13 protein-coding genes and 4 pseudogenes are annotated in these 20,813 nt (G+C 72.1%); 3 read left to right on the forward strand and 14 right to left on the reverse strand.

The window, feature by feature from the left end; translation table 11 throughout:
- Nucleotides 1–134 precede the first annotated feature (134 nt).
- The 13 genes and pseudogenes from A8W25_RS10315 to hrcA all read right to left on the reverse strand — a co-directional run bounded on the left by A8W25_RS10315 (nucleotide 135) and on the right by hrcA (nucleotide 13,972).
- Nucleotides 135–1,262, reverse strand: a complete 1,128-nt coding sequence (locus A8W25_RS10315; protein WP_067158845.1) for a carbohydrate kinase family protein — start codon at nucleotides 1,260–1,262, stop codon at nucleotides 135–137.
- A gap of 98 nt (nucleotides 1,263–1,360) precedes the next feature.
- The gene (locus tag A8W25_RS10320; protein WP_079125938.1) at nucleotides 1,361–2,710 is read right to left on the reverse strand and encodes a glucarate dehydratase family protein; all 1,350 of its coding nucleotides are present in this window, start codon (nucleotides 2,708–2,710) and stop codon (nucleotides 1,361–1,363) included.
- 33 nt (nucleotides 2,711–2,743) lie between these two features.
- Complete coding sequence (locus A8W25_RS10325) at nucleotides 2,744–3,709, reverse strand: class I SAM-dependent methyltransferase (RefSeq protein ID WP_079125939.1); 966 nt, start codon at nucleotides 3,707–3,709, stop codon at nucleotides 2,744–2,746.
- A gap of 105 nt (nucleotides 3,710–3,814) precedes the next feature.
- A complete protein-coding gene (locus A8W25_RS10330) occupies nucleotides 3,815–4,465 on the reverse strand; it encodes a hypothetical protein (RefSeq protein WP_067158850.1) in 651 nt (216 codons plus the stop codon).
- 173 nt (nucleotides 4,466–4,638) lie between these two features.
- On the reverse strand, nucleotides 4,639–7,053 hold the full coding sequence (locus A8W25_RS10335; protein WP_234386378.1) for a dolichyl-phosphate beta-glucosyltransferase: 2,415 nt from the start codon (nucleotides 7,051–7,053) through the stop codon (nucleotides 4,639–4,641).
- Nucleotides 7,050–7,795: pseudogene (locus tag A8W25_RS10340) on the reverse strand (GntR family transcriptional regulator). The gene A8W25_RS10335 and the pseudogene A8W25_RS10340 overlap by 4 nt, the downstream one beginning before the upstream one ends.
- A gap of 96 nt (nucleotides 7,796–7,891) precedes the next feature.
- Nucleotides 7,892–8,749, reverse strand: a pseudogene (locus A8W25_RS10345) (ribonuclease Z); the annotation flags it as partial.
- Nucleotides 8,750–8,772: 23 nt separating this feature from the next.
- Complete coding sequence (locus A8W25_RS10350; protein WP_067158851.1) at nucleotides 8,773–9,132, reverse strand: histidine triad nucleotide-binding protein; 360 nt, start codon at nucleotides 9,130–9,132, stop codon at nucleotides 8,773–8,775.
- A gap of 105 nt (nucleotides 9,133–9,237) precedes the next feature.
- Nucleotides 9,238–9,771: a hypothetical protein gene (locus A8W25_RS10355; RefSeq protein ID WP_234386380.1), complete on the reverse strand. Its 534-nt coding sequence runs from the start codon at nucleotides 9,769–9,771 to the stop codon at nucleotides 9,238–9,240.
- Nucleotides 9,772–9,842: 71 nt separating this feature from the next.
- Nucleotides 9,843–10,595: a 16S rRNA (uracil(1498)-N(3))-methyltransferase gene (locus A8W25_RS10360; protein ID WP_067158852.1), complete on the reverse strand. Its 753-nt coding sequence runs from the start codon at nucleotides 10,593–10,595 to the stop codon at nucleotides 9,843–9,845.
- A gap of 10 nt (nucleotides 10,596–10,605) precedes the next feature.
- Entirely contained in the window at nucleotides 10,606–11,682 is a 1,077-nt protein-coding gene (locus A8W25_RS10365) for a nitronate monooxygenase (RefSeq protein ID WP_067158860.1), read from the reverse strand.
- A gap of 136 nt (nucleotides 11,683–11,818) precedes the next feature.
- The gene (gene dnaJ, locus A8W25_RS10370; RefSeq protein WP_067158864.1) at nucleotides 11,819–12,955 is read right to left on the reverse strand and encodes a molecular chaperone DnaJ; all 1,137 of its coding nucleotides are present in this window, start codon (nucleotides 12,953–12,955) and stop codon (nucleotides 11,819–11,821) included.
- Nucleotides 12,956–13,972 (reverse strand): heat-inducible transcriptional repressor HrcA, encoded by a 1,017-nt coding sequence (gene hrcA / locus A8W25_RS10375; protein WP_067158868.1) that lies wholly within the window; start codon nucleotides 13,970–13,972, stop codon nucleotides 12,956–12,958. It lies immediately after the preceding gene.
- 178 nt (nucleotides 13,973–14,150) lie between these two features.
- Between hrcA and A8W25_RS10380 the strand changes: the two genes are divergently transcribed.
- Nucleotides 14,151–14,873: an MBL fold metallo-hydrolase gene (locus A8W25_RS10380; protein ID WP_067158869.1), complete on the forward strand. Its 723-nt coding sequence runs from the start codon at nucleotides 14,151–14,153 to the stop codon at nucleotides 14,871–14,873.
- Between the two features lie 47 nt (nucleotides 14,874–14,920).
- Nucleotides 14,921–15,556, forward strand: a pseudogene (locus A8W25_RS32180) (DUF3097 family protein); the annotation flags it as partial.
- Between the two features lie 5 nt (nucleotides 15,557–15,561).
- Here the strand turns inward: A8W25_RS32180 and A8W25_RS10390 are convergent.
- Nucleotides 15,562–16,554 (reverse strand): annotated as a pseudogene (locus A8W25_RS10390) (ATP-binding protein); the annotation flags it as partial.
- A 179-nt stretch (nucleotides 16,555–16,733) separates the two neighbouring features.
- Here A8W25_RS10390 and A8W25_RS10395 point away from each other — a divergent pair.
- On the forward strand, nucleotides 16,734–20,807 hold the full coding sequence (locus A8W25_RS10395; protein ID WP_067160990.1) for a HAMP domain-containing protein: 4,074 nt from the start codon (nucleotides 16,734–16,736) through the stop codon (nucleotides 20,805–20,807).
- Nucleotides 20,808–20,813 lie beyond the last annotated feature (6 nt).

A 20,813-nucleotide genomic window follows, 5' to 3' on the forward strand; every position in this document is an offset into this window, starting at 1 on the left:
GATACCCAGCGTACGACCTGGCACTGACAGGGCCGAGGGGTTTTCGGACCAGGTGTTCGGTCGCGGATCGCCGTGGGCCGGCCGCGCCCGCGCGGCGGAGCCGCCGAGGGTCGCGGCCCCGCGCCCCTGGGGCATCACGCGGGGCGCCGGAACCCGATCGTCGGGACGGCCCGGCGCAGCGGCCACGCCCGGGCCGCACCCGGCAGCAGGCCCTCCAGGAAGGCGTACCGCCGCAGCGCGGCCGGGTCCTGGTCCGCGAACGTGCGCACCCGCTGCCACCAGGCCGCGATCTCCGCCCAGCCCGGCGCCGACAGCGAACCGCCGAACTCCTGCACCGACAGCGCGGCCGTGAGCCCGGCGAAGGCGAGCCGGTCCGCCAGCGGCCACCCGGCCAGCGTGCCGGTGACGAACCCGGCCACGAACACGTCGCCCGCCCCGGTCGGATCCAGCGCCTCCACGGCGATCGCGGGCACCTCGGCGGTCTCCCCGGTCGAGCCGTCCACCGCGTACGCGCCCTCCGCGCCCAGGGTGACCACCGCGACCGGCACCTTCTCGGCCAGGGCGCGGGCGGCCGCGCGCGGGCAGTCGGTGCGGGTGTAGCGCATCGCCTCGCCCGCGTTGGGCAGGAACGCCTCACAGTGCTCCAGGCCGGTCAGGCCCGCCAGGTCCCAGTGCCCGGTGTCGTCCCAGCCGACGTCGGCGAAGATCCGCGAGCCGTGCCGGGCGGCGTCCTCGATCCACTCCTCCCGCCGGCCGGGCACCAGCGAGGCGACGGCGGCACGCGCGCGTGGCGGCACGGCGGGCGCGGACTCCTCCGGGGGCGCCTCATGGCCGTGCGAGACCATGGTCCGCTCGCCCTCGTACGCCATGGAGACGGTGACCGGCGAGTGCCAGCCGGGGACGGTCCGCGACAGCGAGAGGTCGATGCCCTCGCCCTGTTCCAGGGCGTCCCAGCAGTACTCGCCGTAGTGGTCGTCGCCGAACGCCGCCGCCAGCGAGGTGCGCAGCCCGAGGCGGGCGAGCGCGATGGCCATGTTGGCGACGCCGCCGGGGCTGGAGCCCATGCCGCGCGCCCACGACTCCGTCCCGCGCACCGGGGCGGAGTCGAGGCCGGTGAAGATGATGTCGAGGAAGACCGTGCCGGTCAGGAAGACGTCGCACTCCGGGTCGCGGGGCCGGCGCACCTTGCCCAGCGGGTCGACGCCCGCGGTGTGGCCCCACTGGTCGGCGCGGTCCTGCTGCCCTCTGCTGGATGTGGTCACGGCGGACTCCCCGTTCGCGTACGGATGGGGCCAGTGTGCCCGATCCGCCGTGCGCGGGAGCGGTCGCCGGAGCCCCGGTGAGGGGCGAGTGACCGCGTCTACCAGCGCGGCAGGGCGGGGGTGCGCCACTGCTCGTACCCCGGGGCCCGGCGCATCGCGGCGGCGTCGTCGCGGTCGCGCAGGGTGCCGTCGTCGTCGAGCCAGCGCCGGTGGAGGCGCTCCAGCGCGTCCCGGTCGAGGGTGACGCCGAGCCCGGGGGCGTCGGAGACGGTGAGCCGTCCGTCCCGGAAGACGTGGCGCTCGACGACGTCCTCGCTCTGCCAGGGGTAGTGGCTGTCGCACGCGTAGTCGAGGTTGGGGACGGTCGCGGCGACGTGGGTCATCGCGGCGAGACTGATCCCCAGGTGGGTGTTGGAGTGCATGGAGAGCCCCACTCCGAAGGTGCGGCAGATCGCGGCCAGCTCCCGGGTGTTGCGCAGCCCGCCCCAGTAGTGGTGGTCGCTGAGGACGACCTGGACGGCGTCGGTCAGGAACGCCTCGCGGATCTCGGGGAACGTGGTCACGCACATGTTGGTGGCGAGCGGGACGGAGGTGCCCGCGGAGACCTCCGCCATCGCGCGCGTGCCGGACGCCGGGTCCTCCAGGTACTCCAGTACGTCCGCGAGCTCGGCGGCGACGCGCAGCGAAGTGGCCGTGCTCCAGCCGCCGTTCGGGTCGAGCCGCAGCGGCTGCCCCGGGAAGGCCTCGGCGAGCGCCCGGACCGCGGCGACCTCCTGCTCGGGCGGGAAGACGCCGCCCTTCAGCTTGAAGGAGCCGAACCCGTACTCGCGCGCGAACCTGCGGGCCTGCGCCACGATCCCGGCGGGGTCGACGGCCGCCCCCCAGTCGTCCTTCTCGCCCGCGCCGCCCGGGTGTTCGGCCCACCGGTAGAAGAGATAGGCGCTGTACTCCACGCTGTCGCGGACCTTGCCGCCGAGGAGGGTGTGCACGGGCACGCCGAGGGTCTTGCCGAGCGCGTCGAGACAGGCGACCTCGAAGGCGGACACGACGGAGAGCCGCAGCTTGTCGGCGCTCTGCACCCCGCGCAGCCCGCCGACGTCGACGGAGTGGTCGACACGGGCCCCGTCCACGGGCAGGTCGTTCATAAGAGTGAACAGCCCCTGGAGATCGGAAACCCCCTGCCCGGCGGCGACCAGGGCCGCGGCATACGGCCGCGCCAGCTCCAGGTACTTGCCGTCCCCGTAGGTCTCCCCCACACCGGTCACCCCACTGGCGGTGACGACTTCGACGACGAGGCGGGGGGTGTACGGCTGATGCACGCCCTGCACGTTGAGGAGCGGGGGGTCGGAGACGAGAACGGGGGTCAGTCGGATGTCGACGATCGCGTGCGCGCGGGGGGAGTGGGCTGTGTTCTGCTGCGGATGGCTCTGCTGCGAATGTACATCCATGAGAATGGAGACTAGATATATGAACAGAGGGGGTCAAGAGAGGGGCCCTGTTTGAGCCCGGAGTTCGTCTGCGGGTTCGGTGGGGGCTGGTCGCGCAGTTCCCCGCACCCCTAGGGGGATGGGGCCCGGGGTGTCCGCCCCATCGGCTGGGTGCGGGGGCCTCAGGTCCCGCAAGGGGGTGCAGGGGTGCAGCCCCGCTGGGGGTACAGGAGGCCCGGCACGCGGCGGGGTCACCGCCGCGTGCCGGGATCGCGGGTGCTCCGGCGCGATCGCCTTCTTGCCGGAGATCCGGATCAGCGGCGCGCCCGCCACCTCCTCCACCCCGTGCCACATGTCGGGACGAGACCCCAGCCAGGACAGCAGCTCGGAGCGCACCGGCTCCGGATCCGACCACGTGCCGTAGAACTTCGTACCCGTGATGCAGATCGGCCGCAGGCCGGTCGTCGCCACCGCGCCCCACACCGCCGCCGCGACCCCCGGGCAGTGCTCCGCCCGGAAGTCGTCGAACGCCACGATCCCGTCGGGGGCCACCAGGGTCCGGGCCGCCTCGATGTCCCCGTGGACGTGCTCGTACAGGTGAGAGGCGTCCACGTGGATGAAGCGGCAGGTCGAGGGGGAGACCCGGGACGTGATCACCGACGTGGGGGCCTGGACCACCACCGGCAGGGCGTCGTGGAAGGACAGGTAGTTCGCCTCGAAGGCCCGCCGCGTCAGCGTCGCGTACGAGCGGTCCATCTCCTCGCTGTTGGGGTCGTCCGGCGCGGGCGAGTCGAACAGGTCGCAGACCGTGAACGTCTCGCCCGCCCGCAGGTACGACCCCATGAAGATCGCGCTCTTGCCCAGGTACGCGCCGAGTTCCAGCAGGTCACCACGGAGTTCCTGGCGCTCCTGGCGCGCCAGGAACCAGTCGAAGAGCAGTTGGTCGGCGGGCCAGAACCACCCCTTGACGTCGGAGAAGCGGGCCGGGGCGGCGCTCTGAGCGCTCGTCGTTTGTGCCATGGACCCGGTCCTACTCCCGCCAGATGGCGCGGAGTTTACGGTCAGGGGTGGGGCTGATGGTGCCCCGGCTACATCCCTCCCCGCGGGCCGGAACCGGCCGGAACCTCAGCTGAAGATGATCATAGAGCCCTGCGCCAGCGACCTCGTCGCCGCCGCGTGCAGCCCCAGCCACACATGCCGCTCCCGTGCGAAGGGGCTCTCGTCGTACGGGATCGGGCCCGCCGGCTCCTCCAGCGAGGTGGGGCGGTCCGGCGGAGCCGGGGCCATCGGCGGGTTGACCGGGTCTATCCCGATCGCCGGGGCCACGAACTCCAGCTCCCGCAGCAGCCCGTGGGTGGAGCCGAGCGGCCCGCCCCCGGCCAGCAGCTCCTCGTTGGCGAGGGGGGTGTGGAAGTCCACCGGTACGTACGCGCCGGCGTGGTCGTAGTGCCAGACCAGATGGGACTGCTGGGCCGTCGACTCGAACATCTCCAGCAGCTGTTCGTAGTCGCCGCCGAGCTCGTCCACCGGTGTCACGGCGAGGCGGCACAGCTGGAGGAGATAGGCGCGGCGCAGGAAGTGGAGCGCGTCGTAGTCGAAGCCCGCGACCGGGGCGACATCGCCCGAGAGGCCGGGCATGTACGCGAAGACGGGCACGGGCGGCAGCCCTGCCTCACCGAGTGCCTTGTCGTACGAGGCGATCTCCTCGGCGAACGGGTTGTCAGGGCTGTGGCACAGCACGTCGACGAGGGGGACCAGCCACAAGTCACAGGCCACGGGGCTCCTTACGAGGTCGCGATGGTCGGGACAGCGTAGTCCGCCGAGCACGCTCCGCGAAGCTCGCCCGTCAACTCCCGTGCGGAGCACGCGTCAACGCGCCGCGAAGCCATCGGCTCAGGAGTCACACACGTCTCAGAAGACGCATACCCACCACCGTCGACCCTCAGCCCTCAGCGCCCCACGTCCCAGATCCATACCCCGTCCACCCGGTGGCCCTGCCTGCCGAGCAGCCGCGACACCGTGGTGTACAGCGCCTCCTCGTTGTCCTGCGGGGGCAGCACGACCAGCCCGGCCTTCCAGTACTCCAGGTCCGCCCGCGCCTGGGCGCGCCAGGAGTCGCCGATGTCGGGGATCGCGCCGCCGTAGCGCACATCGCGCAGCAGGTTGGAGGTCCAGCGCGGGGAGGCGCCGTAGATGCCGATGCGGTCCGGGCCCCAGGGGCCGTTGAAGTAGCCGCCGGGGAGCGGGAAGCCGAGGTCCGCGCGGACCTGCCAGTGCAGGGCGTCGGCGGCCGCCGGGTCGGGCAGCGGCACCGTCACCACGGACTCGCCGGGCTTCACATACGTACGCCACAGCCCGTCCGCGAAGAACGACGGCACCGGCGCCCGCTCGGTCACCGTGAAGGGGGTCGGGACGATCGGCAGCAGCGCCGCCGCGACCGCCGCGAGGCCGGTGAGCCGGTTCACCCGGCCCGCCTTGGCCAGTCGCCCCGCCGCCAGCGCGACCAGCGCGCCGAGCGCCGGTGCGCACACCATTCCGACCCGGCCCTCGATGACCGACTCGAAGAGCGGGCGGTGGGCGAGAGCCCGCCAGGGGCCCGGCAGCTCCACGTCCGTGTACGGGACGCTGATCTTCTGGCCGAGCGAGAGGACCGCCGCCGCGACCGCCGTGAGCGCGAGCGCCTTCACCAGGGCGTGGCGCCACAGCCGTACCGTGATCGCGAGGGCCAGCGCGATCAGCGGCCAGCCGTAGAACGCGTTCTGCTCGGTCCGGTTGAGGGCCAGCTTGTCCGCGGTCGCCTCGTCGCCGAGCAGCGCACGCCCGGAGAACTTCAGGAAGGACAGCGGGCTGTTGCCCGCGGCGTCGCCGTGCAGCACCGAGTGGTAGCTCTGGGTGCCGAAGAACTGCCAGGTCAGCGGATAGGCGATCAGTGGCAGGCAGACCAGGGCGGCGACCCCCATGCCCTTGGCGAGCGTGGGGCCCGCCTCCCTGATGACCTCGCGGCGGGCCAGCGCGTAGGAGAGCGCGAAGAGCAGCATGCCGACCGAGGCGAGCAGCAGGACTTCTTCGCCGAGGAAGATCTGATACGTGGCGAACAGCCCGAGCAGCACGCCGTCGCGGCGGACGTTCGCGGCCGGTGAGCACAGCCGCAGGGCCCGGTCGACGATCACCGGGATCATGAACAGGACGCAGAAGTTCGGGTGGGCGTTGGCGTGCGAGATCATCGGCGGCGCGAAGCCGGCGAGCGCGCCGCCGAGGCCCGCGGCCCACGGGTTGTCGGTCACCCACCGCGCGAACAGCCGGTACCAGGCGTACGCCGTCGCGGTGAGGCCGAGCGTGAGGACCAGTGCCCAGGTGACGGTCGGGCCGAGCGCCAGGGTGACGGGGGTGAGCGGCACGGACAGGCCCAGCATGGGCGTGTTGCCCATGAGGTTCACCCCGTCCGGGAAGCCCTGGAGGGTGGTGAAGAGGGGGTCGCGCAGATGCCGGACGTTGTCGGCGGTGACCGAGAAGAACCACTCCCACTGGTTCTGGTCCTGGCCGGAGTCCGCGAGGTAGCCGCGGCCGAGGTCGGTCCAGAGGTCCTTGTAGAGCAGGACCGAGGAGAGCAGGAAGAGGGCGAACAGGGCGAGGCCGGCGCGGCTCGCGGAGCGGGCCTTGAGGCGGACGAGTTCGAGGAGCACCCGGCCGTAGTCGGCGGGGCCGACCTTGGAGCCCTCCTGGTGGGACCAGCGGACCGGGACCTCGGCCACGGCCCAGCCGTGGCGGCGGAAGTACTGGAGTATCTCGACGTCGATGCCCCAGCCGTCGAGGCGGGCGTCCGCGAAGGCCGCGCGCGCCTTGTCGCCGTCGAAGAGCTTGAAGCCGCACTGGGTGTCGTGGATGCCGGGGACCGCGACGGCGCGTATCAGCCGGTTGCCCATCCGCCCCAGCCACTCGCGCACCCGGCTCTGGTGGACCGCTATGTCGGCCTCGGGGTGGGCGCGGGAGCCGATCGCGGCGGCCGCCTCGGCGCCGTCGAGCTCCTTGGCGAGCCGGTCGAGCTCGGCGACGGGGGTGGCCAGGTCGGCGTCGGTGAGCAGCACACGGGCACCCCGGGAGGCCGCGACGCCCAGCCGCAGGGCGTGGCCCTTGCCGCGGTTGCGGTCGGCGGCGACGAGGTGGATCCGGGGGTCGGCGTCGGCGGCGTCCCGGGCGACGTCCGCCGTGCCGTCCTGGGACCCGTCGTCGACGACGATCAGCTCCCAGGACAGGGGCGCGTCGTGGAGGTGGTCCCGGATCGCGTCCAGGGTCGGGCCCAGACGCCGTTCCTCGTTGTACGCGGGGACGACGACCGAGAGGTCGAGGGGGCCGCCGTCCGTCACCGCTTCAGCCGCTCCGCCCAGGTGAGCGAGTGGTCGTTGTACGCGCTGATCACCGCGTACGCGGCGTCGCCGTCGCCCTTGACCACGGCGTCGACGAGGTCGCCGTGCCCGTTCCAGAGCCAGTCGCTGAGGTCGGAGCGCCCGCGCAGATACGGCACGGCGAAGACCCAGCACTGCATCCGCAGCCGATGCAGGAAGTCCGAGATATACGGATTCCCGGCGAGCGCGCCGAGCTCGCGCCAGAACCGGAGGTCGTAACCGATGAGGATGTTCAGGTCGCCGCTGCGGGCTGCGCGGGCGCACTCCTCGGCGCGGCGCCGCACGGAGACGAGCGCGGGGCCGTGGGCGGCGCCCAGCTCCGTGATCTTCCGGAAGATTCCGTTCACCACGAGGGGCGCCGCACGGAGACGAGCGCGGGGCCGTGGGCGGCGCCCAGCTCCGTGATCTTCCGGAAGATTCCGTTCACCACGAGGGAGCGGGCCTCGACCATGCCCTTGTAGTCGTCGACGGAGAACTCGTGGACGCGGAAGCCGCGGTGCTGGTCGGAGTCGAGCAGTCCCTGCGCGGTGAGGTCGACGAGTGCCTCGCGCACGGGGGTGGCGCTCACCCCGTACTGCTCGGCGATCTGCTTGACGGTGAACTCCTCGCCGGGCTGCAGGCGCCCCGCCAGTATCTCGTCACGCAGTGCGTCGGCGATCTGCTGCCGCAGCGTGCTGCGCGTCACGCCTCCACTCGCGGGCACGGTGGCCCTCCCCTCGTCGGTATCCCGCACACGATAGGCCAGGCCTGGGCGGTATTCCCCCACCCCGCCCCTTCCCTGAACCCTCCGGGGGTGGGGCTCCCCCGCGAACCCCGCCCCCCGCGCCTGCCGCTCGAACTCGGCCGGGTCCGCGTACCGCTGCGAGAAGTGGGTGAGGACGAGATGGCGTACCCCGGCATCGCGGGCCACCCCGGCCGCCTGACCCGCCGTCAGATGCCCGTGGTCCTCCGCCAGCCGTACGTCCTCGTCCAGGAACGTGGACTCCACGACCAGCATGTCGCAGCCCTCGGCCAGCGCGGGCACGCCCTCGCAGAGACGGGTGTCCATGACGAACGCGAACCGCTGCCCGCGCCGCGTCTCACTGACGTCGTCGAGCGTCACCCCGCCGAGCGCGCCCTCGCGCTGGAGCCGGCCCACGTCGGGACCCGCGATGCCGTGCTCGGCGAGCAGCGCGGGCAGCATCCGGCGCCGGTCCGGCTCGGTGATCCGGTAGCCGTAGGACTCGACCGGGTGCGAGAGCCGCCGCGCTTCGAGCGTGTACGCGTCGGTCACGGCCAGTACCGCCGCCTCGCCGTCGACCGGCGCCTGCGCCAGCTCGACCGTCTCGCGGTAGGCCGTCGCGTACCGCAGCCGGTCGAAGAAGTGCTGCCCGCTCGCCGGATAGTGCGCGGTGACCGGGTGCGGCACCCGGTCGAGGTTGATCCGCTGGATCACCCCGGCGAGCCCCAGCGAGTGGTCGCCGTGGAAGTGCGTGACGCAGATCCGGTCGATGTCGTGCGCGGCCACCCCGGCCCGCAGCATCTGCCGCTGGGTGCCCTCACCGGGGTCGAAGAGGATGCCCTCGCCGTCCCAGCGCAGCAGATAGCCGTTGTGGTTGCGGTGCCGGGTCGGGACCTGGCTGGCGGTGCCGAGCACCACCAATTCGCGTACGGACACGTGCGGTTACCGGTCCTGTCCGACTATCCCGGCGGCCACTGCAGGCCGCGCCCGCCGAGCAGGTGGGCGTGTGCGTGGAAGACGGTCTGGCCCGCGCCGCTGCCGGTGTTGAAGACGATCCGGTAGCCGCTGCCGTCGATCTTCTCGTCGGCGGCGATCTCCCCGGCCACGCGCAGCAGATCGGCGGCGATCACCGGCTCGGCGGCGGCCAGCGAGGCCGCGTCGGGGTGGTGGACGCGCGGGATGACGAGGATGTGCGTCGGCGCCTGGGGGTTGATGTCGCGGAACGCCACGACGGTCGGGGTATCCCGGACGACGGTCGCCGGGACGTCCCCCGAGACGATCTTGCAGAACAGGCAGTCCGCCTGCGGCTCTCCGGCCACGGTCCTGGGCTCCTCGGTCACGGTGGGAACAGCTGGATCGGTCAGTGGATCAGTCAGGAGCATGCTACTGACGTTTGCCCGCCGATCCCCACTCGCCCCGGTTCGTCACTTGCCCCGGAACGACTCCGTCACGGTCACCGTGACCGTCACCGTCGGGCGACTGCCCGGCTTCCCCGGGGGCTTGGGGGTGCTCTTGGTGGGGGGCGGCGCGTTGCAGTCGCCCAGCACACTGGCGTGGAAGACCGTGCGGTCCGCGACCTTCGCCGTGAGGTCGCCGCGTACACAGCGGTCCTCGCGCTCCTCCGTGACCTTGCCGGTGACGCTGATCTTCCTGTTGTCGTCGGTGCGGCCCCGGCAGTCGACCGTGGCGACCGTACGCGTCGAACCGGCCGACGGGGTACGGGTGGAGCCGCCCCCGCCGTCGATCTTCGCCGTACACGTCAGATACCGCACCTTGACGCCGTCGTGCTCCAGCTTGCTGGTCGCGACCTTGTCGGTGGTCACCGAGACGGTGACCGAGCTCATTCCGCCGACCGGGTCGCAGGCCGCGGCCCCGGCGGCCGCCCCGGCGACCAGACCGAGCGCGGCGAGCGCGCGCCGGTGGCGCAGCGGCCACGTGACATATCTCCTTGCCCCCATACGCGCCAGCGTCCCACCACCGCGCGGGCGGCGGTAGATGGCTTTACGACGTCACGAGCGGTTCTGTGGCGTCACGACCAGCGGCCGGTGCGCCCCATCAGCAGCGCGGCCGCCGCCGTGCCCGCCGTGGAGGTGCGCAGCACGCTCGGGCCGAGCAGATACGGCCTGGCGCCCGCCTCGGCGAAGGCGGCCAACTCCTCGGGCGACACGCCCCCTTCGGGGCCCACCACCAGGACGATCTCCCCCTGTGCGGGCAGTTCGGCCGTGGCCAGCGGCTCGCTCGGGATGTCGCTGCCCTCGTGCAGCACGGCGGCGAAATCAGCCGTGGCCAAAAACGCGACAACCTGCTTGGTCGTCATCGCGTCCCGTACCTCCGGGAACCGCACCCGGCGCGACTGCTTGCCCGACTCACGGGCCGTGGCGCGCCACTTGGCCAGCGACTTGGCGCCCCGGTCGCCCTTCCACTGGGTGATGCAGCGCGAGGCCTGCCACGGCACCACGGCGTCGACGCCCACCTCGGTCATCGTCTCCACCGCGACCTCGCCCCGGTCGCCCTTGGGCAGCGCCTGGACGACGGTGATGCGCGGCTGCGGCTCCGGCTCGTCCATCAGCGAGTCGAGCTGGACGATCAGCCGGTCCTTGCCTTCGGTGTCCAGGACCACGCAGTCCGCCCAGGTGCCGAGCCCGTCGGTGAGGACGACGTCCTCACCGGGCTTGAGCCGCTTCACGGAGACGGCGTGCCGCCCCTCGGGCCCGTCCAGGACGTACCGGCCGCCCGGCCCGGACTCGTGGAACCGCTCGACGACGAAGACCGGGGCGGTCATGACGTACTCCTCATGTGTTTCGGTTTCTCGATGCGGCGGCCAACGCGGCCAGCGCCGCGTCCAGTTCGGCCGCCAGGACCTCCACCAGCTGCCCGGCCGGCAGCTGCCGCGCCAGCCGGTGTCCCTGCCCGGCCCAGAGCGCCATGCCCTGGGCGTCGCCCGCCGCCGCGGCCGCCCGCCGCAGCCCGGCGGTGAGCTGGTGGACCTGGGGGTAGGCGGGCGGGGCGTACGGCCCGTGCTCGCGCATGAACCGGTTGACCAGGCCGCGGGCCGGGCGTCCGGAGAACGCCCGGGTCAACTCCGTACGGACGAAGAGGGGGTTGAGGAGCGCCTGCTTGTGCAGCGCGTGCGCGCCGGACTCGGGGCAGGCCAGGAACGCCGTGCCGAGCTGCGCCGCGTCCGCGCCCGCCGCGAGCACGGCCGCGATCTGGGCGCCGCGCATCAGCCCGCCGGTCGCGATGAGCGGCAGCCGTACGCTCTCGCGGACCTGGGTGATCAGCGAGAGCAGCCCGATCCCGGAGCCGTCGGCCTGCGGGTCGTCGCGGTGGGTCGACTGGTGGCCGCCGGCCTCTATGCCCTGGACGCAGACGGCGTCGGCCCCGGCGACCTGCGCGGCCAGCGCCTCGTCGGGGGTGGTCACGGTGACGACGGTGTACGTGCCGAGGGCGGTGAACGCGGCGAGCACCTCGGGTTCGGGGCAGCCGAAGGTGAACGAGACGGCCGCGACCGGGTCCTCACGCAGGATCGCCAGCTTGGCCTCGTAGCCGTCGTCGCCGCCGGAGTCGGCGTCACCCAGCGGCGTCTCGTACCAGGTGGCCTCGCCCGCGAGCTGGTTGCGGTAGACCTCGATCTCGGCCGGGTCGGTGTGCGGCGGCTGCGGCATGAACAGGTTGACCCCGAACGGCCGCCCGGTGAGCCCGCGCAGCTGCTTGATCTCCTGGTACATGCCGTCGGCCGTCTTGTATCCGGCGGCCAGGAACCCGAGCCCGCCGGCCTCGCAGACCGCGGCGGCCAGACCGGGGGCGGAGACGCCACCGGCCATCGGAGCCTGCACGATCGGATACCGGCAGAGATCGGTCAAAGCCATGCCCGCATCGTGCCACGGGTGCGGCGTGGCACCGAATCGCCCACCCCACCGCGGGCCGCGCCTGGGTAGTCAGGGGCGCGGGGAACTGCGCGAGCAACCCACGGCACAGCCGCAGACGAACATCCGGTCCAGACGGTCAGCGGCCGTTGAACGCGTCCTTCAGGCGGGAGAACAGGCCCTGCTGGCCCGGCTGGAACTGCCCCAGGGGGCGTTCCTCGCCGCGCAGCTTGGCCAGCTGGCGCAGCAGGTCCTCCTGCTGCGGGTCCAGCTTGGTCGGGGTGGTGACCTCGACGTGGACGATCAGATCGCCCCGGCCGCCGCCGCGCAGATGTGTCACTCCGCGCCCGTGGAGCGGGATGGACTGGCCCGACTGCGTGCCCGGGCGGATGTCCACCTCCTCCATGCCGTCCAGCGTCTGCAGCGGCACCTTGGTGCCGAGCGACGCCGCCGTCATCGGGATCGTCACCGTGCAGTGCAGATCGTCGCCACGGCGCTGGAAGACGTCGTGGTTGAGCTCGTGGATCTCGACGTACAGATCACCGGCGGGGCCGCCGCCGGGGCCGACCTCGCCCTCGCCCGCGAGCTGGATCCGGGTGCCGTTGTCGACACCGGCCGGGATCTTGACCGTGAGCGTGCGGCGCGAGCGGATGCGGCCGTCGCCGGCGCACTCCGGGCACGGGGTGGGCACGACGGTCCCGAAGCCCTGGCACTGGGGGCAGGGGCGGGAGGTCATGACCTGGCCGAGGAAGGAGCGGGTCACCTGGGAGACCTCGCCGCGGCCGCGGCACATGTCACACGTCTGGGCCGAGGTGCCGGGTGCGGCGCCCTCGCCCGAGCAGGTCGTACAGACGACCGCCGTGTCGACCTGGATCTCCTTGGTCGTACCGAAGGCCGCCTCGTTGAGGTCGATCTCCAGGCGGATCATGGCGTCCTGGCCCCGGCGGGTGCGCGAGCGCGGTCCGCGCTGCGCCGCGTTGCCGAAGAACGCGTCCATGATGTCCGAGAAGTTCCCGAAGCCGCCCGCGCCGAAGCCGCCCGCGCCACCGCCGCCGGAGGACGACAGGGGGTCGCCACCGAGGTCGTAGACCTGCTTCTTCTGCGGGTCCGAGAGGACCTCGTAGGCGGCGTTGATCTCCTTGAAGCGCTCCTGCGTCTTCGGGTCCGGATTCACATCCGGGTGGAGTTCACGCGCCAGGCGCCGGAACGCCTTCTTGATCTCGTCCTGCGATGCGTCGCGGCGTACGCCCAGTACGGCGTAGTAGTCCGTGGCCACTTACGACTCCGCCAGGATCTGTCCGACGTAACGTGCCACTGCGCGTACCGCTCCCATCGTTCCGGGGTAATCCATGCGGGTCGGTCCGACCACGCCGAGTTTGGCGACGGCCTCGCCGCCCGAACCGTAGCCGACCGAGACGACGGACGTGGAGTTCAGCCCCTCATGGGCGTTCTCATGCCCGATTCGTACGGTCATGCCCGATTCCTTGGCCTCGCCGAGCAACTTGAGGAGCACCACTTGCTCCTCCAGCGCCTCCAGCACCGGCCTGATGGTCAGGGGGAAGTCGTGCCCGAAGCGGGTGAGATTGGCGGTACCGCCGATCATCAGCCGCTCCTCGGTCTCCTCGACCAGGGTTTCGAGCAGGGTGGAGAGCACCGTCGAAACGGTTCCTCGGTCCTCCGGCTCGAAGGACTCCGGCAGGTCCTGCACCAGCTGCGGGACGTCCGCGAAGCGGCGCCCCACCACCCGGCTGTTGAGCCGGGCCCGCAGATCCGCCAGCGAGGTCTCGCCGAACGGCGCCGGGCAGTCCACCAGCCGCTGCTCGACCCGGCCGGTGTCCGTGATCAGCACCAGCATCAGCCGGGCCGGGGCCAGCGAGAGCAGCTCCACGTGCCGCACGGTGGACCGCGTCAGCGACGGGTACTGCACCACGGCGACCTGCCGGGTGAGCTGGGCGAGCAGCCGGACCGTGCGCGCCACCACGTCGTCGAGGTCGACGGCGCCGTCCAGGAAGTTCTGGATGGCCCGCCGCTCCGGCGACGACATCGGCTTGACGCCCGCGAGCCGGTCGACGAACAGCCGGTAGCCCTTGTCCGTGGGGATGCGGCCGGCGCTGGTGTGGGGCTGGGCGATGAAGCCCTCCTCCTCCAGCACGGCCATGTCGTTGCGGACGGTCGCCGGGGAGACACCCAGCGCGTGCCGCTCGGTCAGGGCCTTCGAACCCACCGGCTCCTCGGTCCCGACATAGTCCTGGACGATGGCGCGCAGGACCTCAAGTCTGCGTTCACTGAGCACCGCGCACACCTCCAGCTGTCGTCCCTAGGCGCTCTGCCTGGCACTCTGTGCGTTCGAGTGCCAGCAATCCCCCGGCCAGTGTACGGCCGACCGGTACACCCCTAGCAAGGGCGGCCGCCCGTGACGCTCGCGGCGCGCTCGAACGCCGTCCCGCGACCGCCCGGGATAGCGTCACGTCATGGACGTCAGATGGGAAGAGTTCGGCTGGGAGCGGCTCGGCGACGGCGTGGGCCGGCGCAGGCTGCCGGGGTGGGACGCGACGGCCGGTCTGGTCGTCGGCGACGACGCGGTCCTGCTGTACGACACGGGGTCGACGCTGCGCGAGGGCGCCGAGCTGCGCGCCCAGGCACAGGCGCTGCTCGGGCGCCGGGTGACGCACATCGCGCTCAGCCATCCGCACTTCGACCACGTGCTCGGCACGGCCGCGTTCTCGGGGGCCGAGGTGTACGGGGCGGTCGGCCTGGACCGGGTCCTGGACGGCGACGCGCTGCGGGACGACGCGGTCAAGCAGGGGGTGCCGCACGCGCAGGCCGCCGAGGCGGCGGACCTGCTGGTGCGCCCGCACCACTTCGTGACCGGCGAGTGGACGCTGGAGCTCGGCGGGCGGCAGGTGCTGCTCGCGAACGTGGGTCCGGGCCACTCGGGCCACGACCTGGCCGTACTGGTCCCCGCCTCCCCCGGCTCGCCCGAGGTCGTCTTCTGCGGTGACCTCGTCGAGGAGTCCGGTGAGCCGCAGGCGGGCCCGGACGCGGTCCGCACCCGCTGGCCCGCCGCGCTGGACCGGCTCCTCGACCTGGGCGGGGAGGACGCGGTGTACGTGCCGGGGCACGGGGCGGTGGTGGACGCGGCGTTCGTCCGGGCGCAGCGGGCCCAACTCGCGGCCAAATTCGGCGTGTCGTAGCGCCGTACACCCATATGGCCACATCAACCGCCCGTATTCTCATCCGAATGCGCAGCTACAGCCCGGACCTGACCCCGCCCTGGAAGAAGGGGACCCCGGCACCCGAGGTGCCCGCCGAGCTCGACCTGGTCGTCGAGGAGGTGACGACGGGGGTCTGCGGGGCGGTGCTCCGCTGTGAGGCGGGGACGGTGACGCTGGAGGACCGCTTCGGCAAACAGCGGGTGTTCCCGCTGGCGGCCCGGGGCTTCCTCCTTGAGGGGAAGGTCGTCACGCTGGTACGCCCGCCGGCGCCCGCGCCGTCGCGCCCGGCGCGTACGGCCTCGGGCTCGGTGGCGGTGCCGGGTGCGCGGGCGCGGGTGGCGCGCGCCGGGCGCATCTATGTGGAGGGGCGCCACGACGCGGAGCTGGTGGAGAAGGTGTGGGGCGACGACCTGCGGATCGAGGGGGTCGTGGTCGAGTACCTGTCCGGCATCGACGACCTCCCGGCGATCGTCGCGGAGTTCGCGCCCGGCCCCGACGCGCGCCTGGGCGTCCTGGTCGACCACCTGGTCCCCGGCTCCAAGGAGTCCCGGATCGCGGCGGCGGTCACGGGCGAGCACGTGCTGGTGGCCGGGCACCCCTACATCGACGTGTGGGAGGCGGTGAAGCCGGCGTCGGTGGGGATCGGGGCGTGGCCGGTCGTGGGGGCCCGGCCGCCCGCCACCATCCGGTACGCGAGCGCCGCCCCGTCCTCGCCCTCGCGCGGGCCCGGCCACGGCATCGGGACCGGACCGCCGCGCGCCGACTCCGGCAGCCGGGGCGGCTCCTTCTCCAGTACCGCCCGCAGCTCCTCGATCCCGGACTCACGGGCGTGCCACACCCGGGCGAGCCGGGGCTCGCCGACCGGGCCGCCGGCCTCCGGGTCGAGCCAGATCGCGCACCAGTCGCAGAGCCGGGGCACCAGGAGCTGTCCGGCGAGCGCCGCGATCATGTCCTCGTCGAACTGGCCGGCCAGCAGGTCGGACGCCTCCGCCAGGAAGGAGAGGGCGCCCCGGTTGACCCAGTCGCGGTCCTGTCCGCAGGGGGCTCCGCGCGGCGGGGTGGCCAGGATCCCGGCGGCGCGCAGCCCGCGTTGGAGCCGCTCCTCGGAGCCGGGGTCGGCGTCCGGGCGGGAGACGTCGTCCGGGTCGAGGACCAGCCGCGCCCACACCGTCTTCAGGCCGGTGCGGTAGGTGATCCCCCAGCACTCCGCGAGCGCGGCCACCAGGTGCAGCCCCCGCCCGTACTCGGGCGCGCCCGGCTCGCGCGCCCCGCGCGGCTCGTTGCGTACGGCCCTGGAGGGGTGGTGGTCGGAGACCTCGACGACCACGGCGCCCGGCTCGTCCCCGGCGGGCGGCTCCAGGCGGCAGACCAGCTCGACGGTGGTGCCGGCGTGCACCACGGCGTTGGTGACCAGCTCGTTGACGAGTATCGCCGTGTCGTCGGCGGCCCGTTCGTCGAGCCGCTCGGCGCCGGGCGCCCCCTGGGCGGTCCAGTCGGCGAGCGCGGCCCGTACGAAGCGGCGGGCGGCGGACGGCGCGAGCGGGTTGCCGGGCAGACTGGTGCGGGCGGCGGACCCGGTCTGCCGCTCCGCCACGTCGGGGGAGGGCGCCGGGCGGAGTGGGCGGTTCACGCTCTCCCGCTGCGTTGGAATGGACCCCACGGTGCGGCTCCTGATCGGTTCTCACATTGCGCACCTCATGACACCGACAGAGTGACAGACTGAGCGTGCCCATAAGCGCCGAGTCACCGAAGTGGGCCGAGATGAACAGAGACAGTGCCGTGCCGCCCGAGGGCGGAGAGTGGATCCGCGCACTGGAGTTACGCCCGCTGCTGGCCGCGATGACGGCGCTGCGCGACGGCGACTTCGGCGTGCGGCTCCAGGAGACCCATGAGGGGATACCCGCCGAGCTCGCCGCGATCTTCAACCAAGTGGCCGTGCGCAACCAGCACTTCACGGACGAGCTGGTGCGGGTGCGCCGCGAGGTCGTCCGCCACGGCCGCCTGGACGAGCGGCTCACCGCGAGCCCCGGGCAGGGCGCCTGGACGGCCGGGGTGGCCAGCGCGAACACCCTGATCGACGCCCTGGTCGTACCGGCGGCGAACGCCACACGCGTCCTGGACGCGGTGGCGGGCGGCGATCTGACCCAGCGGGTCGATCTCCACGACGGGAACCGCCAGTTGCGCGGTGATCTGCGCCGGCTCGGCCGGGCCGTCAACAAGATGGTGGACCAGCTGTCCCTCTTCACCGGCGAGGTGACCCGGGTCGCCCGCGAGGTCGGCACCGAGGGGCGGCTGGGCGGGCGCGCCAAGGTGCAGCGCCTGAGCGGCAGTTGGCGGGACGTGACCGAGGCCGTCAACACCATGGCCTCCCGGCTGACCGCGCAGGTCCGCGACATCGCCGCGGTGACGACGGCGGTGGCGCGGGGCGATCTGACCCGTACGGTGACGGTCGAGGCGACCGGTGAGCTGCTCGAACTGAAGCTCACCGTGAACACGATGGTCGACCAGCTCTCGGCCTTCGCGGACGAGGTCACCAGGGTGGCCCGCGAGGTCGGCACCGAGGGTCAGCTGGGCGGGCGCGCCCAGGTCCGCGGAGTCTCGGGGGTCTGGAAGGACCTCACGGACAACGTCAACTTCATGGCGTCGAACCTCACCTCCCAGGTCCGCAACATCGCCCAGGTGACCACCGCCGTCGCCAACGGCGACCTCTCGCAGAAGATCACCGTGGACGCCCAGGGCGAGATCCTGGAGCTCAAGTCGACCATCAACACCATGGTGGACCAGCTGTCCGCCTTCGCCGACGAGGTCACCCGCGTCGCCCGCGAGGTCGGCACCGAAGGAAACCTCGGCGGGCGCGCCCAGGTCCGCGGGGTGTCCGGGGTCTGGAAGGACCTCACCGAGAACGTCAACTTCATGGCGGACAACCTGACTTCGCAGGTCCGCAATATCGCGCTCGTCTCGACGGCGGTGGCCCAGGGCGACCTCGGCAAGAAGATCACGGTCGAGGCGAAGGGCGAGATCCTGGAACTCAAGTCGACCATCAACACCATGGTCGACCAGCTCTCCGCCTTCGCCGACGAGGTCACCCGCGTCGCCCGCGAGGTCGGCACCGAGGGCAACCTAGGCGGCCAGGCGCAGGTGCGCGGGGTGTCCGGGGTCTGGAAGGACCTCACGGACAACGTCAACTTCATGGCGTCGAACCTCACCTCCCAGGTCCGCAACATCGCCCAGGTGACCACCGCCGTCGCCAACGGCGACCTCTCCAAGAAGATCACCGTCGACGCGCGCGGCGAGATCATGGAGCTCAAGGACACCGTCAACACGATGGTGGAGCAACTGCGGGCGTTCGCCGACGAGGTGACCCGGGTCGCCCGCGAGGTCGGCACGGACGGCCGGCTCGGCGGCCGCGCCCAGGTCCTCGGCGTCTCCGGCGTCTGGAAGGACCTCACCGACAACGTCAACTACATGGCGGACAACCTGACTTCACAGGTCCGCAATATCGCCCAGGTGGCGACCGCGGTGGCCCAGGGCGACCTCTCCAAGAAGATCGACGTGGACGCGCGCGGCGAGATCCTGGAGCTGAAGACCACCATCAACACCATGGTGGACACGCTCTCCTCGTTCTCCTCCGAGGTCACCCGGGTCGCCCGCGAGGTCGGCTCGGAGGGCCAGCTGGGCGGCCAGGCCCGGGTCGAGGGCGTGTACGGCACCTGGAAGCGTCTGACCACCAACGTCAACGAGCTCGCCCTCAACCTCACCACCCAGGTCCGCGCGATCGCGGAGGTGGCCTCGGCGGTGGCCCAGGGCGACATGTCCCGCTCGATCACCGTGGAGACCCGGGGCGAGGTCACCGACCTCAAGGACAACATCAACCTGATGGTGTCCAATCTGCGCGAGACGACCCGCGCCAAGGACTGGCTGGAGTCGAACCTGGCGCGTCTGGCGGGCCTGATGCAGGGCCACCGCGACCTGATGGAGGTCGCCGACCTGATCCTGCGCGAGCTGACCCCGCTGGTGAACGCCCAGTACGGCGCGTTCTTCCTGGCCGACCCGGGCAACGAGGGCACACCGTCCCGTACGACGTCGACGACCAAGGGCCTCGCCTTCATCGCGGGGTACGGCTCGGCCCAGGGCGCGACCGTGGACACCACCGGGATGCCGGGCCACGGCCTGGTGCGCCAGGCGGCCCTGGAGAAGAAGCGGATCCTGCTCGAAGAGGCGCCGCCGGACTACATCAAGATCAACTCAGGTCTGGGCGAGGCGTCCCCGGCCAGCGTCGTGATCATCCCGATCCTCTTCGAGGACAAGCTCCTCGGCGTGATCGAACTGGCCTCCTTCTCCCGCTTCTCCGACGTCCACCTGGCCTTCTTCGACCAGTTCGTCAACACCATCGGCGTCGCGATCAACACCATCATCGCCAACTCCCGTACGGAGTCGCTGCTCAGCGAGTCCCAGCGGCTCGCCATCCAGCTCCAGGAGCGCTCGGACGAACTCCAGCGCCAGCAGGCCGAGTTGCAGCGCTCCAATGCCGAACTGGAGGAGAAGGCCGCGCTCCTCGCGACCAGCTCCCAGTACAAGTCGGAATTCCTGGCGAACATGTCGCACGAGCTGCGCACCCCGCTCAACTCGCTGCTCATCCTGGCCCGGCTGCTCTCCGACAACCCGGACGAGCACCTCTCCGACCAGGAGGTCCAGTTCGCCACCACGATCCACCGCTCCGGCTCCGACCTGCTCCAGCTGATCAACGACATCCTGGACCTGTCGAAGATCGAGGCCGGCCGGATGGACGTACGGCCCAAGAAGCTGCCGCTCATCAAGGTGCTCGACTACGTCCACGCCACCTTCCGCCCGATCACCCTCGACCGGGGCCTCGCCTTCGAGGTCGCGGTGGGCGAGGACGTGCCGCGCGAGATGTACTCGGACGAGCAGCGGCTCCAGCAGATCCTGCGCAATCTGCTCTCCAACGCGATCAAGTTCACCTCGTCGGGCCGGGTCGAGCTGCGCGTCAGCCGGATCAAGGAGCCGGACGACGCGGTGCCGGGCGCGGACGACCTGATCGCCTTCGCGGTCACCGACACGGGCATCGGCATCGCGCCCGAGAAGCTCCCGGTGATCTTCGAGGCGTTCCAGCAGGCCGACGGGACGACCAACCGCAAGTACGGCGGCACCGGCCTCGGCCTCTCCATCAGCCGCGAGATCGCCGGTCTGCTCGGCGGCCGGATCGTCGCCGAGAGCGAGCCCGGCAACGGCTCCACCTTCACCCTGTACGTGCCGGTGCGCTACCCCGGCCATGTGGTGGGCGAGCCCGACCAGCCCCCGGAGCTCGGCGCCGACCCGGCCCAGCCGTTCGCCGCCGAGCATGTGCTGCTGCCCGACCAGGACGACGCCTGGCCGACCACCACCAGGCTGGAGGAGTGGAAGAAGGGCCGGGCGGGCCAGGTGCTGCCGGGGCGGCGGGTGCTGATCGTCGACGACGACATCCGCAACGTCTTCGCGCTCACCCATGTGCTCGGCCGGGTCGGCATGCCGGTGCTGTACGCGGAGAACGGCCGCGAGGGCATCGAGACCCTGGAGCGCAACCCGGACGTCGAGCTGGTCCTGATGGACATCATGATGCCCGAGATGGACGGGTACGAGACGATCGAGGCCATCCGCCGCAGCCCCCTGTGGGCCGAGCTGCCCATCGTCGCCCTCACCGCGAAGGCGATGCCCGGCGACCGCGAGAAGTCCATCGCCCAGGGCGCCAACGAGTACGTGCCCAAGCCCGTCGACGTGGACCGGCTGCTCACCGTGGTCTGCGCCCTGCTCGACCCGCAGGGCGAGGGCGCGGGGCCGCCGGGCCCGGGGGACGCGTCCGTACCGGAGCAGTCGGGCGGCAGCGGGGAGCCCGCCGCCCTTCCGCCGACCACGTAAGGCGAC

This window comes from Streptomyces sp. ERV7 (genome assembly GCF_001653515.1).
Taxonomy (GTDB): Bacteria; Actinomycetota; Actinomycetes; order Streptomycetales; family Streptomycetaceae; genus Streptomyces.

What these genes read in the sequence shown, in the direction of transcription:
- A8W25_RS10380 (WP_067158869.1), top strand. Translation starts at nt 14,151, where the DNA reads ATGGACGTCAGATGGGAAGAGTTCGGCTGGGAGCGGCTCGGCGACGGC.
- A8W25_RS10325 (WP_079125939.1), bottom strand. Translation starts at nt 3,709, where the DNA reads ATGGCACAAACGACGAGCGCTCAGAGCGCCGCCCCGGCCCGCTTCTCC.
- A8W25_RS10355 (WP_234386380.1), bottom strand. Translation starts at nt 9,771, where the DNA reads ATGGGGGCAAGGAGATATGTCACGTGGCCGCTGCGCCACCGGCGCGCG.
- A8W25_RS10395 (WP_067160990.1), top strand. Translation starts at nt 16,734, where the DNA reads ATGACGGCGCTGCGCGACGGCGACTTCGGCGTGCGGCTCCAGGAGACC.
- A8W25_RS10360 (WP_067158852.1), bottom strand. Translation starts at nt 10,595, where the DNA reads ATGACCGCCCCGGTCTTCGTCGTCGAGCGGTTCCACGAGTCCGGGCCG.
- A8W25_RS10365 (WP_067158860.1), bottom strand. Translation starts at nt 11,682, where the DNA reads ATGGCTTTGACCGATCTCTGCCGGTATCCGATCGTGCAGGCTCCGATG.
- A8W25_RS10320 (WP_079125938.1), bottom strand. Translation starts at nt 2,710, where the DNA reads ATGGATGTACATTCGCAGCAGAGCCATCCGCAGCAGAACACAGCCCAC.